The 14,514-nt window shown below is 66.3% G+C and carries 15 protein-coding genes; 3 read left to right on the forward strand and 12 right to left on the reverse strand.

Going from position 1 to position 14,514, the window contains the following annotated elements:
* Positions 1–48: 48 nt before the first annotated feature.
* Both ACFORO_RS26335 and ACFORO_RS26340 read right to left on the reverse strand, forming a co-directional pair.
* On the reverse strand, positions 49–663 hold the full coding sequence (locus ACFORO_RS26335) for a DUF3159 domain-containing protein (protein ID WP_377869119.1): 615 nt from the start codon (positions 661–663) through the stop codon (positions 49–51).
* Positions 660–1,709, reverse strand: a complete 1,050-nt coding sequence (locus tag ACFORO_RS26340) for an FAD-dependent oxidoreductase (protein ID WP_377869120.1) — start codon at positions 1,707–1,709, stop codon at positions 660–662. Before ACFORO_RS26340 ends, ACFORO_RS26335 begins: the two co-directional genes overlap by 4 nt.
* Before the next feature lie 102 nt (positions 1,710–1,811).
* On the opposite strand from ACFORO_RS26340, the gene ACFORO_RS26345 reads away from it, so the two are divergent.
* Entirely contained in the window at positions 1,812–2,396 is a 585-nt protein-coding gene (locus ACFORO_RS26345) for a TetR/AcrR family transcriptional regulator (protein ID WP_377869121.1), read from the forward strand.
* On the opposite strand, the gene ACFORO_RS26350 is transcribed toward ACFORO_RS26345, so the two are convergent.
* Positions 2,393–2,977, reverse strand: coding sequence for a TetR/AcrR family transcriptional regulator (locus tag ACFORO_RS26350; RefSeq protein ID WP_377869122.1), 585 nt, complete (start codon positions 2,975–2,977; stop codon positions 2,393–2,395). The genes ACFORO_RS26345 and ACFORO_RS26350 overlap by 4 nt on opposite strands.
* Before the next feature lie 69 nt (positions 2,978–3,046).
* On the opposite strand from ACFORO_RS26350, the gene ACFORO_RS26355 reads away from it, so the two are divergent.
* On the forward strand, positions 3,047–4,486 hold the full coding sequence (locus ACFORO_RS26355; protein ID WP_377869123.1) for a carboxylesterase/lipase family protein: 1,440 nt from the start codon (positions 3,047–3,049) through the stop codon (positions 4,484–4,486).
* On the opposite strand, the gene ACFORO_RS26360 is transcribed toward ACFORO_RS26355, so the two are convergent.
* From ACFORO_RS26360 to ACFORO_RS26390, 7 genes are read right to left on the reverse strand one after another with little or no spacing between them, the layout of a single operon-like run.
* Positions 4,470–6,401, reverse strand: coding sequence for an acetoacetate--CoA ligase (locus tag ACFORO_RS26360; RefSeq protein WP_377869124.1), 1,932 nt, complete (start codon positions 6,399–6,401; stop codon positions 4,470–4,472). The two genes, ACFORO_RS26355 and ACFORO_RS26360, sit on opposite strands and share 17 nt — an antisense overlap.
* Complete coding sequence (locus ACFORO_RS26365; RefSeq protein ID WP_377869125.1) at positions 6,386–7,204, reverse strand: SMP-30/gluconolactonase/LRE family protein; 819 nt, start codon at positions 7,202–7,204, stop codon at positions 6,386–6,388. The genes ACFORO_RS26360 and ACFORO_RS26365 overlap by 16 nt, the downstream gene beginning before the upstream one ends.
* On the reverse strand, positions 7,201–8,649 hold the full coding sequence (locus tag ACFORO_RS26370) for a bifunctional 3-(3-hydroxy-phenyl)propionate/3-hydroxycinnamic acid hydroxylase (RefSeq protein ID WP_377869126.1): 1,449 nt from the start codon (positions 8,647–8,649) through the stop codon (positions 7,201–7,203). The genes ACFORO_RS26365 and ACFORO_RS26370 overlap by 4 nt, the downstream gene beginning before the upstream one ends.
* Before the next feature lie 14 nt (positions 8,650–8,663).
* Positions 8,664–9,860: an MFS transporter gene (locus tag ACFORO_RS26375; RefSeq protein ID WP_377869127.1), complete on the reverse strand. Its 1,197-nt coding sequence runs from the start codon at positions 9,858–9,860 to the stop codon at positions 8,664–8,666.
* Between the two features lie 5 nt (positions 9,861–9,865).
* Positions 9,866–10,825, reverse strand: a complete 960-nt coding sequence (locus ACFORO_RS26380; RefSeq protein WP_377869128.1) for an amidohydrolase family protein — start codon at positions 10,823–10,825, stop codon at positions 9,866–9,868.
* Between the two features lie 43 nt (positions 10,826–10,868).
* Positions 10,869–11,795 carry a VOC family protein gene (locus ACFORO_RS26385; RefSeq protein ID WP_377869129.1) on the reverse strand — a complete coding sequence of 309 codons (927 nt, stop codon included), beginning with the start codon at positions 11,793–11,795 and terminating at the stop codon, positions 10,869–10,871.
* 13 nt (positions 11,796–11,808) lie between these two features.
* Positions 11,809–12,642 (reverse strand): fumarylacetoacetate hydrolase family protein, encoded by an 834-nt coding sequence (locus ACFORO_RS26390; protein WP_377869130.1) that lies wholly within the window; start codon positions 12,640–12,642, stop codon positions 11,809–11,811.
* 110 nt (positions 12,643–12,752) lie between these two features.
* Between ACFORO_RS26390 and ACFORO_RS26395 the strand changes: the two genes are divergently transcribed.
* Positions 12,753–13,430: a GntR family transcriptional regulator gene (locus tag ACFORO_RS26395; RefSeq protein ID WP_377869131.1), complete on the forward strand. Its 678-nt coding sequence runs from the start codon at positions 12,753–12,755 to the stop codon at positions 13,428–13,430.
* A gap of 94 nt (positions 13,431–13,524) precedes the next feature.
* Here ACFORO_RS26395 and ACFORO_RS26400 read toward each other — a convergent pair whose 3' ends face one another.
* Together ACFORO_RS26400 and ACFORO_RS26405 are read right to left on the reverse strand one after the other, a co-directional pair.
* Positions 13,525–13,779: a hypothetical protein gene (locus ACFORO_RS26400; RefSeq protein ID WP_377869132.1), complete on the reverse strand. Its 255-nt coding sequence runs from the start codon at positions 13,777–13,779 to the stop codon at positions 13,525–13,527.
* A gap of 63 nt (positions 13,780–13,842) precedes the next feature.
* Positions 13,843–14,187 carry a hypothetical protein gene (locus ACFORO_RS26405; RefSeq protein ID WP_377869133.1) on the reverse strand — a complete coding sequence of 115 codons (345 nt, stop codon included), beginning with the start codon at positions 14,185–14,187 and terminating at the stop codon, positions 13,843–13,845.
* Between the last annotated feature and the right edge of the window lie 327 nt (positions 14,188–14,514).

The raw sequence follows: 14,514 nt of genomic DNA on the forward strand, positions 1-14,514 counted from the left end.
CGGTCCGCCCGGCGGCGGTGGCGTAGGCCGCTGCCGCCGCAGGGCAGGTCAACGGGCCAACGCACCCCTGGCCCGAAGAAATCGCCAACACAGATACGCGCACGCGCCCACGGCTGGCGCCCCGCCCAGCAATGTCGCGGCAATCCCAAGCGGCGTAACCAGTCCGGCCAGATATAACGGCACCAAAACCGCCGTAGCGAGAACGTATTTCGCTAAGAAAATCCCGGTGCACAGCTGATAACGCCGTCGCCGCAGGGGATCCCGCCGCCAGTCGAGCCGTTCGCCTCGCCCCAGCACCACCCCGATCAGCGGCAAGCGGACCGCGATCGACAGCAGGAAAACCGCACCTCCGGCCGCCTGCATGAGCACCGCTGGCAGGTAGAAGTCGACGGCCCGTCCGGTGCTCCCGGCCAGCAGCGCCGACGCACCCACGATCACCAGCCCAATCGCTACCTGCCAGTACTTTCGGTCGGTGAACGCGCGAATTCCGGCGAACACCACCACCCCGCCGACCGCGATCAGCGACGCGGTCGACACCTGATCGGTCACCAGGTAAGCGATCAGGAACACCACCCGCGATGCGACGCCTTCGGCAACAGTGCGCCAACCACCCACCGCGGCGAACAAGGACAACGACTTCTCGGTCAGCAGCGCGAGCTTCATGCGCTTGCCTTGACCTGCACGGAGTTTTGCATCGCTGCTTCGTACGAGCCGATCGCGTCGAGCAGATCGCGCTGCCCGCGGTCCGCCTCGATCAGCGCTGAGCAGAGACGGTGCGCGTCTTGCATCGCGAGGTTGCCGCCGAAACCCGGGGCCAGGTGGACGGCGTCGCCGAGGACGGTCACCTGGCCGGCGGGCCAGGCGGGGATCGGCGGGATCATTCCGATGCGCAGCGTGGACGTCATTTCTGACCACGCCTCGTCGACGATCTGCTGGAAGGTGCGAGGAAGATTTTCGGCCGGGCCAGGCAGAGCCCACATCAGGTAGTCCTCGATCCCAGTGACCGCGCCGAGCCGCAGTGCGGGCAGAAATCGTTGCCGCGCCACAGTCGGCGGCGAGGTGAACCGCAGCGCGCCCATCACCATCGTCGTGTCGCGTATCCGGGCGACAGCGGGATTGTTGCCGATCAAACCGGGTAATCCAGTCACTGCGCACAAGGAAGTCGCGCCCATCAGCATGCGCCGCCCGGTATCGACCACCTGCGCCTGCGGCAGGTATTGCCGACGGACCGCGGAGCCGATCCCGTCCGCGCCGACCAGGACGTCAGCCGTATCTGTGCTGCCGTCGGCAAAACACGCCCGGACCGTGCCGTCGGGTCGCCGTTCGAACCGCGTGAACTCCGCCTCGAAGCGAACCACATTTTCCAAACCGGTCAGCAATATCGCCCGCAGCAACGGGCGATGTGCCTGCCGACCAGGTCGTGCGCCGGACGGTTCGGTATCCACGACCGCACAAGCTCCGTCCACTTCGGACACTGAAAGAGTCTGTTCGCGCAGCCCGCCCATCGTGGCGTCGATCATCGCGGCGTGCGCTGAAGGCAAGCACCCCCGCAATGCCGTGACGCCCCGGTCGTCGATGTGCAGGCTGACGCCTTGCGCCCGTCCCAGCGCGCCGTCGCGCTCGTACACGGCGACGTCGATCCCCGTTCGGCGCAGCCCCTGGGCGAGCGTCAACCCGCCCAGGCCTGCGCCGATCACGATCACTTTCATCGCAACCCCCGGTTTCTTCATCACTGATGAAGTTCAGGCTAGCGCGGGTCGGCAGGAAACTCCACCAGCGATGAAGAAAACTCGGCTAGACTCATCGGCGTCATGGCAGAACAGAACGCTCGCCCCGGACGCTGGCGAACCGGGGCGGAGAGCAAACAGCGGATCCTGGACGCGGCACGCGCGCTGTTCCGGCAGCACGGCTATGGCGGCACCACCGTGCGCGCGGTCGCGGGCGAGGCGGGGGTCGACCCCGGGATGGTGTTCTACTTCTTTGGCAACAAGCAGGGCCTCTTCGCCGCGGCGATCGAGATGTCCGCCCAGGCCCCGCCAGCCATCGAGGCAGTCTTCGCGGGCGGACTCGACGGTCTGGGGGAGCGCATCGTCCGGACGCTCGTGGAGAACCTGGACGCCTCGGGCCGAACCCCGCTCGCGATGCTCACCCGCGCCGACGACCAAGCCGACGCCCTGCTTCGCGAATACATCGACCGCGAAATCACCGGACGGCTGGCGAAGCTGATCGCCACCCCGGACGCCGCGTTCCGGGCGGGCATGGTCAACGTCCAGCTCTTGGGGCTCACTGTGGCGAGGTACGTCGTGCGGATCGAGCCGATCGCCTCAGCCTCGGTCGACGAGCTGGTCAGCAGGTTCGGGCCGCTCGTGCAGTGCTGTTTGACCGAGGGCGGCTAAGCGAAAAGCCGGTCGAGATACTGGTCGATAGCCACCAGCGCGGCGCGGGACTCGATCACGTCCAGCTCAAGCAGTGGCGTTAAACCCGTCAGTGCGAGGACCAGGTTCGTCTCGACGGCTGGGTCGCGATCGGCGGCGATGTGTCCGTCGGCGATGGCTTGCCGGAGCAGGTGTTCGACAAGCGCTCGTTTTTCGCGCAGATCGTCGCGCAGCTTCGTGTGCAACTCCGGGTCGTGCAGTGCTTCGAGGACGTACGCGGCGCTCATCCGGCTCGTGGCGCGGGCGTCGGGATGCAGCGGCAGCATCTCGGTGAGCGTCGCTCGCAGCACTTCTCGAGGGTGTGTGGCACCGGCGAGGCGCTCGGCGACCCGGTGCGAGGTCTGTTCCGCAGCGAACTCCATCGCGAACGCGAGCATCGCGGTCCGGGTCGAAAAGTAGTGCTGCACCTGGCCGAGGGATGCCTCCGCCTCGTGGGCGACCTCGCGCATGGTCGCCCGGTTCCAGCCTTGCTGCGCGACCACCCGCCACAACGCACGCGCGATCGCTTCCCGGCGCTCGCGGTGGTCGACCTTCTTCGGCACGTCGGGCCTTTCCCTCGTTCCAATACAGCTGACATAATACACTTGACTTGAAACCTGAGGGGGTTGAATATGGACGACAAGAGGCCGCCGGCGGTCCGGACGGTCGAGGGGGCCGTGACGGGCCGTTGGCGGGCGGGGATGGCGGAGTTCCGCGGAATCCCGTACGCCCAGCCGCCAGTGGGCGATCTTCGTTTTGCCGCGCCTGTCCCGGTTTCGCCCTGGGACGGCATGCGGCAGGCGACCGAATTCGGCCCGCTGCCTCCGCAATCCGGGCCGGTCCAGACGGAGTCGGCGCACGAGACGGACTGGCTGACCCTCAACGTCGCGACGCCGGATCCGGGCGCGGCGGGACTGCCGGTGCTGGTCTGGCTGCCGGGCGGCGGATACGTCATCTCGGTGAGCAGCGACCCGACTTACGACCCGGCGCTGTTGTGCGAGGCGGGGTTGGTCGTGGTGAGCGTCAATTACCGGGTCGGCGTCGAGGGATTCGCGCTGATCGACGGCGCGCCGGCCAACCGCGGGTTCCTGGACCAGATCGCCGCCCTGGAATGGGTGCGGCGCAACATCTCCCGCTTCGGCGGCGACCCCGGCCGAGTGTGTGTCGCCGGGCAATCGGCGGGAGCGGGATCGATCGCGTCCTTGCTCGTGCTGGCGCAGGGCTTGTTCCGGCGTGCCATCACTCATTCCGTGCCAGGAGCTTTCGTCCTTCCCTCGCTCGCGAAGCGGGTCACCGCAGTGCTCGCGAACGGGGAAGACCTCCGGAACGTCGACCCGTGGCAGTTGGCCGACAGACTCACCGCATTCAACGCCAGCCTGTCCGGCCAGCACGACCGCTGGGGTCCGATGGCCCAAGTCGGCACCGGGGTTTGTCCAGTTCTGGACGAGACTTCCCTTCCTCGGACACCTTGGTCCGCACTCGAGGACGGTGTCGAGCTGCTCGTCGGCCACACCCGCGACGAGTTCCGGCTGTTCTCCGTCATGGCCGGGCGGGTCGGCACATTCACCGCCGAGAATGCCCAAATGGCCCTCGACCTCTTTGCCCCGGAACCCGATGGCTATCGCGCCGCCTACGCGGAAGCCAGCCCGGAGGAGCTGATGGAGACCGTGTATTCGGACGCGCTCTTCCGGATGCCGAGCCAGCAGCTGGCCGAAGCGAACGCCTTGGCCGGTGGCAGGTCGTATCTATTCGAGCTGTGCCTGTCCGCGCCTGGTCTGGGTGCGTGTCACAGCCTCGATGTGCCTCTGGCGTTCGGAACTTTGGACAGTCCGGTCGGCCGCCAGGTGTTCGGCGAGAAGCCTGATGCCGCAACGCTTCGGGTGTCCGAGGAGCTTCGACAAGCTTGGGTCGGTTTCGCAACCAATGGCGATCCGGGATGGGCCGCCTATCGTCCCGATGAGCGGCTGACCCGCGTGCTGGACGTCGAGTCGAAGACTGTTCCGTATCCGGAAGAGGCTTCGCGGAAAATCTGGGAGCACCACACGCCGGTTCCGTTTAACCTTCCCGCATAGGCGGTCTGATCTGCCGGTACCAGTCAAGAAGAGCAGGCTGGTCGACGCTGCCGGGATCGACCTCCGGATCCTCCCCGCGTAACAACCGTTTCACGGGGACTTCCAGTTTCTTCCCGGTCCGAGTATGTGGAATACCAGGGGCCGCAATGATTTCGTCGGGAACATGCCGCGCTGAAGCACCCTGGCGAATTGCGGCGAGAATCCGCTGCCGCACCGGGTCGTCGAGGCTCTCCCCTTCGATCAAAGTGACGAACAACGGCATCCAGTACCCGCCGTCACCCTGCTCAACGCCGACGACCAGAGCCTCCGCGATCTCCGGAAGTTCCTCGACCGGACCGTAAATATCGCTGCTGCCCATCCGCACGCCATGCCGGTTCAGCGTCGCGTCTGACCGGCCATGGATGACGACCGAGCCGCGGTCGGTGATGGTCGTCCAATCGCCGTGCCGCCACACGTCCGGGAACGTGTCGAAATACGCGGCCCGGTAGCGGACGTCGTCGGGGTCGTTCCAGAATCGCAATGGCATGGACGGCATCGGCCGTCGCACGACCAGCTCGCCGACCGTGTCGCGGACAGATTCCCCGTTAGGCCCCAACGAATCGAGCGCGACACCGAGGCACGGAGCCGATAACTCGCCCGCCCATACCGGAGTGGTAGGAGCCGCACTCGCGAAGGCTGTGACGACGTCCGTCCCGCCGCTGCTCGAAACGACCTGGACTCGCGGCCCGAGTTCATGCTCGGCCCAGAGGTGCAGGTCGGCCGGAAACGTCGATCCGGTGACACCTAGCCGCACCAACGCGCTCAGATCGTGATCGCTAAGCCGGACATCGGCCTTGCGGCAGGACGCCAGGTAACCAGGACTGGTTCCCAGCGTGTTGACCCGCAAGCGGGCGGCCAACTCCCACAACGCATCCGGCCGACCGAATGCGGGGCTGCCGTCGTAACAAACCGCGGTCGCTCCGACCAGCAGAGCGCCGACGAGGGAGTTCCACAGCATCCAGCTGGGCGTCGTGTACCAGAGGATCCGATCGCCAGCCCGCAGGTCTTGATGGAACGCGGAATGCTTCAGCTGCTCAAGGACTACGCCGCCGTGCCCGTGCACTATCCCTTTAGGACGGCCAGTGGTCCCCGAGGAGAACAGTATCCACAGTGGATGATCGAAAGGAACCGAGACGGGAGGCAGCGAATCACCGCCCGTGATCGATGACCAGGGAATCGCTCCAGGCACCGAGTCCGGATCGTCGACGACCACGGTCGCGGCCAAAGTGGACAGTCCGGCCCGCAGGGCGGCCACATCGGCGCTGCGTTCGATCACCCGGCCGCCGTGCCGCGACCGGGTCGCGGTGATCAGAACAACCGGCGAGAGCTGCGCGAATCGCGCCTGCGCGGCCGATCCGACGTAGTCCAAACCGCATCCGGCCCAGATCGCCCCGAGGCTCGCGGTGGCCAGAAACGCGACGATCGCCTCCGCCGAATTAGGCAGATATCCCACGACCCGGTCGCCGGACGACACGCCCAGTGCGGCTAAAGAAGCGGCGACGGACCCGACCTGACGGCGCAACTCACCCCAGCTCAGCTCCGCTGGAGCGCCGTCCTCGGTCACCGAGATCACCGCAGTGGCGGCATCATCGCGGCCCCGGAACACCTCGGCCGCATAGTTCAGCGTGCTCCCCGGGAACCAGACACTGCCTGGCATCGCCTCGGTCGCCAGCGCCGGTCGCCCCTCCCGACGCGCGGGCAGCCCGAAGTAGTCCCACACTGCGGACCAGAAGCCGTCGAGATCCTGCACCGACCACTCCCACAGCGTCCGGTATCCGCCGGTCAAGTCGCGTCCGACGCGGGACGAGGCATACCGGGCGAAATCGGTGATCTGCGCTTCCTCCACGGGAACCCAGCCGGTCATCCAAGCTCCCATTCCGCGACCGTAGTCTGTACGGCCTTGGCCGCGAGGGCTTCGAACAGCGGCCGTCCGCCGGTGTCCGCCAAGGTGACGAACAGCCGGTTTCCGCCGTCGCTGCAGCACGCGATGGGGAAGGCTGTGCCGGTTGCGATCGTCTCGCGCACCGTGTTGTCCCGGACCAGCACGACTGCGTGCCCAGTCGTGGTCGCCACCCAGATTCCTTCCGGCCCCGGCCATATCCCGTCCGGACGAGCGTGGGGGCCGACCAGGTCGGCGAGGTCGGCATAAAGACGCTGGTCGGTCAGCGTCCCGTCCGCGCCGACGGTGAAGGCGGTCAGCCGCTGCGCGGCGGTTTCGGCGACGATCAAGGTGCGCCCGTCGTCAATGAAGGCGAGACCGTTGGGGAAGACGAGGTTCTCGGCGGCAACGGTGGCCGAGCCGTCGACGGCGACCCGCACCAGACGGCCTGGCCGCGGTGGTTCACCAGGCTTGAACCCGACGTCGTCAACATAGAGATTGCCCTGCTCGTCACCGACAAGATCGCCGAGCGGACCGCTGGCCACAGCACTGAGATCCGCGTAGGTGGCGAACTGCCTGCCATCCCAGACACCGATGCGCTTCTCGTGCATCATCGCCGCGACGAGCTTGCCGTCGGGCATGAACCACAGCCCGTTGGACGGAGAGTCCAGCTTGGTAGCGCTCCAGCTTCCGCCGTGATCTGTCCACAGTCGACTGCCCTGGGTGTCAGACAGCCACAACGCGCCCTGATGCCAGCGCGGTCCCTCGCCCCAGGTCATCCCGGTGCCGTACGGCTTCACGCGCGCACCTCCAGGCGTCCGGCGAGTTCCTTCGTCGCAGTCTCCAGCTCCGCTGTGTCGGCGGCCAGAGCGAAGGCATACCGGTCCGGGCGGATGATGGCCGCAGTGGCTGAATTCGCGGCCAACCACTCTTCGACCGCCGGACCAGCGTCGGCGACCACTGCGACGTCCAGGCGTTGCCACAGCTGCGCGATCTCCGCTGACACAGCCTGCTTGCCGACCACGACGAAGTTGTATCCAGTGACATCGTCGAGCCGGATACCGTCAGCTCGCGGTTGTGGGCTGAGCCAGCTGGGCTCGTCGCTCAAGCCGGGGCCGAGCGGCGGCCTGAGCGGTTCGAGGGTCTGGGGTTCTCCCAGCTCCGGGTGGGTGTCGCCGATGCCGAAGGACTCGACGAGGTTGGCCTGCCGAGCGGATTCGGCGATGTAGGGGCGAACGTGCGGGGCGCGCTCAGTTTCGTAGGTGTCGAGCAGGCTGTCGGGGCAGGTGCCTTGGACGACGGCGGCGAGTTTCCAAGCGAGGTTCGCCGCGTCGCGGAGTCCGGAACACATGCCCTGCCCGAGCATCGGCGGCATCTCATGCGCGGCGTCACCGGCGAGGAACAGCCTTCCCGAACGCCAGCCGTGCACGAGCCGCGCGTGCCATTCGTAAGTGTCGGCTCGCATGATCCGGTAGCTGCCCGGCTCGATCCAGCGGCTGAGCGCGTCGTACACCGCCTGCGGGCGTTCGAGCGCGGCGGCGTCGTCTCCGTCGAGGAGCATGAATTCGAACCGCAGCATCGGGGGGAAGACCGGCACGTAGGTAATCGGCCGTTGTCCTTGGCACAGAATGAATCCGGATTCCGCGGGCAGCGCCGGAGGATGCTCGAACGGATGGATGTCGACGATGAGTGAACGTTGCGTCCCCTCCAGATCTTCGACTTCGGAGCCCATCAATTGGCGGACGAACGAATTCGCTCCGTCCGATCCGACGGCGTAGGCCGCTTTGAGTGTCTTGACCTGGTCCCGATCGGTCACCGTGAGGTACACCGCGTCGGCGTCCTGGACGATCTCGGTGACGGACCAGCCGAACCACAGGTCGACGTTCGGGTCGCTCGCGAGCAAACCGCGCAGCCGGGATTCGAAATCCGGTTGGTGGAACTGGTAATCCGTACGCCAGCCTTGTCCGGATTCCCCTCGTGCGTGGGCGAATTCGAGGAAATGCGTCCCGTCCGGCAGTTGCAGCGTCCATCCGGTCTGCCGCAGGAACCGCTGTTCCAGATCGGCCGCGCCCAGCGTTTGCAGGGTACGCATCGATTCGTCGTCGAGATGGGTCGCCCGCGGATGGTGGCAGACGATCCGGTTCGGATCGATCGCCGCGACCCGGAGCCCTTTCGCGCTGAGCAGTCGGGCGAGGGCCAAGCCGACCGGACCGCAGCCCACGACAGCGATGTCATACGTGTCCATAACTGTTCCTCCGCTCAAGCCGGTTCTTCGATCGGCTGCGACGTGGGTGTGCGCCGGAAGCTGCCCAGGGCAACGGTGAGAAGCGCCCCGAAGATCGCCGGTACCGCGAAAAGCAGGAAATTCCACTGTGGAGCGAACCCGGCGGCAAGGATCCAGCCGCCGAGCACCGGCCCGGCGATCGCGCCGATCCGGCCGATTCCCAGCGCGACCCCAATAGCGCTGGCCCTGGCGTGCGCCGGATAAGTATGGGCGATGTACACGTTGATCAATCCCTGCACGCCGAACGCGCCCGCGCCGCCAATCAGCACGATTATGGAAAGCACGATCAACGGCGACCGGACGCTCAAGGCAGCCATGGCACCCGCGGCGACGACGAAACAAGCGATAATGGGGATTCGCGACCCCGTCCGGTCGGCGAGCGCCGCGATCGCGAGGCCGCCGACAGTCGCGCCGACATTGAGCAGGGTAAGGAACATCAGCGACGAATCCAGCGGATATCGCGCAGCCTGCATCAATTGCGGCAGCCAGGTGTTGATCCCGAAGATGAGCAAGAAGGAACAGATCACCATCACGCAGAACAGCACGGTCGTTCCCGTGTACGGCGACCGCAGCACGACCCGCAAGCCGCCGGCTCCCGTTGGCTCTCGCCGATAGACCGGTGATTCGGGCAGCCAGCGGTAAGTCATCGGCAGCAACAGCAGCCCGACCGCACCGCCGACGAGATACTCCGGCCGGAAGTTGTCTCCCTGCAGGAAAGCCGCGGCCACGGCGGCGGCCAGCGATCCGCCGACCGTGACTCCACATTGGACGATCGCCGAACTGATGTTCTTCCGTTTCGGCGGCGCGAGTTCGAAGATCAGCGGGCCCATCGCGGGATAAACCGCGCCGACGCCCAATCCGACGACGAGTCTGCTGGCGCCGAAAAGTTCCGGATTGGGCGCGCACGCGCAGGCGAACATGCCGAGCGAGACGACCGCGATGCTGACCAAGGTCGTCCGGCGGCGTCCGTATCGGTCGGTGAGCGGACCGACCAGCAGTGCGCCGAAGAGCATGCCCACCGGCGTGAGACTGCCCAACGTGCCCAGTTCGGGAAGGGAAAGGTGCCACGGCTGGTGCCGGAGCAACAACGGCGTCGTCGCGCCGAAAGCGACGAGGTCGTACCCTTCCAACGTCATGACGGCCAGCCCGATCGCGATGGCCTGCCACGGCATCGTCCTCACGTGCTTGCCTCTGCCGTCGGCAAGCGCAGCACCCGTTCGGCGTTGCCGTGGCTGATTTTCTCCCGATCGCGGTTGCTGATCGGCGCTTGTTCGAGGAACTGGACTGCCTCGGCGGTGTCCTCGAAGGGATAGTCGACGGCGAACAGGATCGCGTCCGCGCCGACGGCCAGGATCGCCCCGGCGAGCGCGGCCGGGGAACACACGCCGCTGGTGGTGATCAGGATGTTGTCGCCGAAGTATTCCGACGGTTTCCGTTCAAGGGTCCGGTGTTCCTGCCGATCGTAGCGGGAATCAAGCCGCGCGAGCTGAAACGGCAGGAACTCGCCGAGGTGGCCGAGAATGAGCGTGGCGCCCGGATGCCGATCGAAGACGCCGCCGAAAATCAGCCGGAGCGCGTGCCCGCTTGTCTCCGCCGCCCAGCTCCACAATGGACCCCTCAGTTCGGGTCGCCCTTCGAGCACCTGCCACGGCTCGGCCGGGGGAGCGCCCGGGTGCAGGTAAAGCGGCACCCGCAACTCCTCGAGCGCCGTCCACACCGGTTCGTAGCGCGGGTCATCGAGGTAGCTGCCGTTGGTGTGGTCGTTGACGAGCGCGCCATTCAGCCCGAGCATGCCGACGGCGCGATGGAGTTCCGCCACCGCTGCCTCGGGATCCTGGAGCGGCAACGCGGCCAGTCCGCGGAACCGATCCGGGTGCTCGGCGATCACCTCGGCTAGATGATCATTGGCGATCCGGGCGTCTTTGACTGCCTGGCCAGCGTCGGTCAGCCCCTGAATTCCGGGTGCGGTAAGGGAAAGCACCTGGACGTCAATTCCATGCCGGTCCATTTCCGGCAGCCGGTAAGTCGTGTAATCGCACAGCCGTTTTCCCCAGTCCGCAACCCACCGCGCGGCGGTTTCCGTCTTGGGCACTGGGTAACCGGCCTGCATTTCGGGAAGCGCGAACGCTTCCTCCATGGCGATATAGCGCAAGGTCTTTGCCTTTCCCTCGGCGGTTTGCTCAACTGCCTTCCGCGTGCGCGCCGGTCATGTGCGCCGCGAGGTCTTCCGGATTGATGAACGACGGCGGAGGCGGCGGACCCCATTCGTAGAGCGACTGGATGCCCTCGAACGACCGCGGCGTCCAGAGCTGATCGTCGACGATGGCGTCCATGTCGGAGTAGTACTCGGCGAAGTTTCCGGCGGGATCCTTGAGATACCAGAAGAAGTTCGACCCGATGTAGTGGCGGCCCAGTCCCCAGACGTGGCGTTCCGGATGCTCGGCGAGCATGCTCATCGCTCCGCGCCCGACATCGTCCACATCGGACAACTGCCACGACGTGTGATGCAGGAAGTTGAGCGGAGCCTGTTGTACCAGCAGGTTGTGGTGATCAGTGGAACACCGCAGGAACGCGGCGCGACCCGGGACCACGTCGCTGACCTTGAACCCGATGCCGTCGGTGAAGAACCGCTGAGTCGATTCCTGCTCGACCGTCCCGATCACCACGTGCCCCAACGCGAGCGGCCGGACCGGTTCGGTCCGGGACAGCACGGGCGCCCGGGTGTTGGCGCGGTCCAGCCGACCAGGCCCGTTGTACGGCGTCGCAGGCACGGCCGCGCGTACCAACCGAGGCGCGACGACCGCTTCGACCGCGATGTCCGCGATCGGCTCCCTGGCGCGCAAGGTTTCCGCCTCGCGCTGCACCGGAATGCCCAGCCGATCGAGGTTCGCCGCGATACGACCGAGATCGTCAGCGTTATCGACCGCGACGGTCATTCCCAGCAAACGGCGAACTCGCGAGTGCTGAAGGACGAACTGTTCACCACCCTCGACCGTGGCGAACCGGCCCGGGGCGAGCTGTGTAAGCCCGAAGTCGTCGTAGTAGCCAGCGGTTCCAGCGACGTCCGGTACGCCGACGGTCAGCGACTTCAATCTGTGCAGTGCCATGGAATTGCCCCTTTCACCCGGCGACGCAGATCTGCCGGAGTTGTCCGATGCCCTCGATCCGCGTGACCACTTCGTCGCCCGGCTGCAGGTAGCGCTGCGGAGACCGCGAATGCCCGACGCCCGAAGGCGTGCCGGTGAAGATCAGATCCCCCGGCAGCAGCGGACAAACTGCCGACAGCCGGGCGATCAGCTCGGCGACCGAGAAGACCATCGACGATGTGCGCGCCTTCTGGACGCTCTCGCCATTGACGAGGCATTCGATCGCGAGATCGTCGGGGTCGGCTAGTTCGTCGGCCGTCACCAGCACCGGCCCGGTCGGAGCGAACCCCGGGAACGACTTGCCGAGCGAAAACTGCGGGACGGGCCCCGCGGCCTGCACGACCCGTTCGGAAAAGTCTTGTCCCACAGTCAATCCCGCCACGTGCAGCCAGGCATCCTCGACTGCGGTCTTCTCGGCCCGACGGCCGATCGCGACCACGAGCTCCGCCTCCCAATCGACGAACTCGCTGGGCAGCCTCAGCTGGGTGTCCGGCCCGGTGAGGGAAGTGGCGAACTTCGTGAAAGTGGCGGGTGACTCCGGCAGCGCCAGCCCCGCTTCCTGCGCGTGCTCCCGGTAATTCAACCCGATCGCGAAGACCTGCCGCGGCCTCGGCGAAGGGCTCCCGGCTTGGCCCTCGGGCGCCGCCGGTCCGCCGGTCGTCGCTCGCCCCCACTCCGCGAACTCGGTCCAGCGCTCGAAAACCGCGAGCGGATCGGCCGGAAACCGCCCGCCGCTCGCGCCCTCGACGTCGATCACCTTGTCGTCGAGCACCAGGCACATCCGGCCCGCCCGTGTCGTCGTCTTCATTTCTCCGCGTCCTTCCGCTGCTTCCCGGCCAGTGAACACCTGAGAATCTCGATAAGTCAACTAAATCTCGAGATTCTGGCGTTAGTGCGTAACCAGGTACGATCTGCGACATGACTGGCGTTCGCAGCACGACCCGCGTCGAAGACGTCTACCTGCGTCTTCGCGCCGACATCCTCAACGGCCGGCATGAGCCCGGGTCGCGGCTGCGGGTGGAAGCGCTCAAAGGCGACTACGACGCCAGCAGCGGCGTCCTGCGCGAAGCACTTCCCCGCCTCGTCGGCCAGGGGCTCGCTACTTTCGCTCCGCAGCAAGGCTTCCGAGTCATCGATGTCTCCCCAGAGACCCTGCAAGACCTCACCGAAGCGCGCGTGGTCGTCGAGACGCACGTGGTCCGCGAATCCCTTGAGCACGGCAGCATCGAATGGGAATCTGACCTGCTCGCGGCGCACCACAATCTCGCCCGCACGACGTTCGCCGACGAGTCAGACGCGATCAACGACCGATGGCTGGCCGCACACGCCCGATTTCACCAGGTCCTGCTGGAGGGCTGCCCCAATCAACACCTGCGCGCGGTGGCGACGCAGCTGCGCGAATCCGCCGAGGTTTACCGATGCTGGGCCCGCACGTCGAGCGAGGACAACCACCGGGATGTCGCCGCGGAACATCGGCTGATCTGCGAACGGGCGATCGAACGAGACGTCCCGAGCACTGTCGAAGCGCTGCGGGACCACATCGAGTTGACTACGAAGCTGCTGCTCGACGAGTATCGGAACCGGGGAGGCGAATAGTTGGTGTGACCATGCCTCAAGTTTTGCCGCCTCTCGCCGCTGACGTCCAAGACTGGCTCGCTATCCGGCGATAACCTGACGGCATCGTTGAGGCCTACTGGCCGCCGCGCTCGATCAGGTACTGCTGTTCGAGTTCCGGATAACTGAGATCAGCCGGGAACTCGTCCTCGGACAGCAACCCGATCGCCCAGGGAACCGGACAGGGCGAGCTGTGCTCGGGTTCGGGGCACAGCAGGAGCTTGATCTGCTCGACCAGGTCCCGAGCCTGATCCTCGGTCGCGTAGATGCCCACCCGGATCTCATGGGTCTTGCGTTCGTCCGTCGGATGGCCTTCCCGGATGCTCGTCATGACCAGTAATAGCGAGCTCGATGGCCTGCGGGCAAACGTTTTTCCTCAGCCCATGCTTCTTGATCAGCTCGGGACGATCAGTACGACGGTTACGGCGAAAATGATCCCGCCACAGCCGCCGAGCAGCACGGTGCCGACCGTGCGAGAGGTCCCGTTTCTGGTGAGCACAAGGAAAAGTCCGACTGCGCCGAGCACGAGCGCGACCGCGCCAAGAATGAGCAACGCGGGCGGAAACGCCATCACGGGCCCGGCGGGCCGCGGGTCGGTGAACGACGGGCTCTCGGGAAGCGGGCCAGTCGCTGGAACAGGTTGAGCCACTGTTTCGCTGGGCTGCGGTTGCGTGCCGGAACAGCCTGTCAGCAGTGCCAGAACCGTCGAGCACGTAAGGATCTGGCGCGGACGGCGCATGCGAGCTCCCTCTGGCCGGGCAACCGCGGCGACGGGCACTGGCGGGAACCGGTCCGCCTCCGCAAAAGGACGCTACCGCTGGTCGTGCTCGTCACGCTGGGCGCAATTTCCTTCGCCACGACAGCACTCTCCGCAATCGGCGCACGGCCTTCCGGCGGTCGGGTGGTCTGAGGGCGCGAACCAGGCAATCCGCCGCCTCGACAGCCGACATCTCGACCGCCATGGACCGGCCACCGGTGTGTGGCCGATGAACATCCGCTTCTTCTGGATCGGTTACGCAACTCGGCGGTGCCCACCCGATGAACTCACTCAAGTGGGTGACCTGCA

The organism is Amycolatopsis halotolerans (genome assembly GCF_042647905.1).
Lineage (GTDB): Bacteria > Actinomycetota > Actinomycetes > Mycobacteriales > Pseudonocardiaceae > Amycolatopsis > Amycolatopsis halotolerans.

What these genes read in the sequence shown, in the direction of transcription:
- ACFORO_RS26375 (WP_377869127.1), bottom strand. Translation starts at nt 9,860, where the DNA reads ATGCCGTGGCAGGCCATCGCGATCGGGCTGGCCGTCATGACGTTGGAA.
- ACFORO_RS26345 (WP_377869121.1), top strand. Translation starts at nt 1,812, where the DNA reads ATGGCAGAACAGAACGCTCGCCCCGGACGCTGGCGAACCGGGGCGGAG.
- ACFORO_RS26395 (WP_377869131.1), top strand. Translation starts at nt 12,753, where the DNA reads ATGACTGGCGTTCGCAGCACGACCCGCGTCGAAGACGTCTACCTGCGT.
- ACFORO_RS26360 (WP_377869124.1), bottom strand. Translation starts at nt 6,401, where the DNA reads ATGGGAGCTTGGATGACCGGCTGGGTTCCCGTGGAGGAAGCGCAGATC.
- ACFORO_RS26405 (WP_377869133.1), bottom strand. Translation starts at nt 14,187, where the DNA reads ATGCGCCGTCCGCGCCAGATCCTTACGTGCTCGACGGTTCTGGCACTG.
- ACFORO_RS26390 (WP_377869130.1), bottom strand. Translation starts at nt 12,642, where the DNA reads ATGAAGACGACGACACGGGCGGGCCGGATGTGCCTGGTGCTCGACGAC.
- ACFORO_RS26340 (WP_377869120.1), bottom strand. Translation starts at nt 1,709, where the DNA reads ATGAAAGTGATCGTGATCGGCGCAGGCCTGGGCGGGTTGACGCTCGCC.
- ACFORO_RS26370 (WP_377869126.1), bottom strand. Translation starts at nt 8,649, where the DNA reads ATGGACACGTATGACATCGCTGTCGTGGGCTGCGGTCCGGTCGGCTTG.
- ACFORO_RS26385 (WP_377869129.1), bottom strand. Translation starts at nt 11,795, where the DNA reads ATGGCACTGCACAGATTGAAGTCGCTGACCGTCGGCGTACCGGACGTC.
- ACFORO_RS26355 (WP_377869123.1), top strand. Translation starts at nt 3,047, where the DNA reads ATGGACGACAAGAGGCCGCCGGCGGTCCGGACGGTCGAGGGGGCCGTG.
- ACFORO_RS26380 (WP_377869128.1), bottom strand. Translation starts at nt 10,825, where the DNA reads ATGGAGGAAGCGTTCGCGCTTCCCGAAATGCAGGCCGGTTACCCAGTG.
- ACFORO_RS26335 (WP_377869119.1), bottom strand. Translation starts at nt 663, where the DNA reads ATGAAGCTCGCGCTGCTGACCGAGAAGTCGTTGTCCTTGTTCGCCGCG.
- ACFORO_RS26400 (WP_377869132.1), bottom strand. Translation starts at nt 13,779, where the DNA reads ATGACGAGCATCCGGGAAGGCCATCCGACGGACGAACGCAAGACCCAT.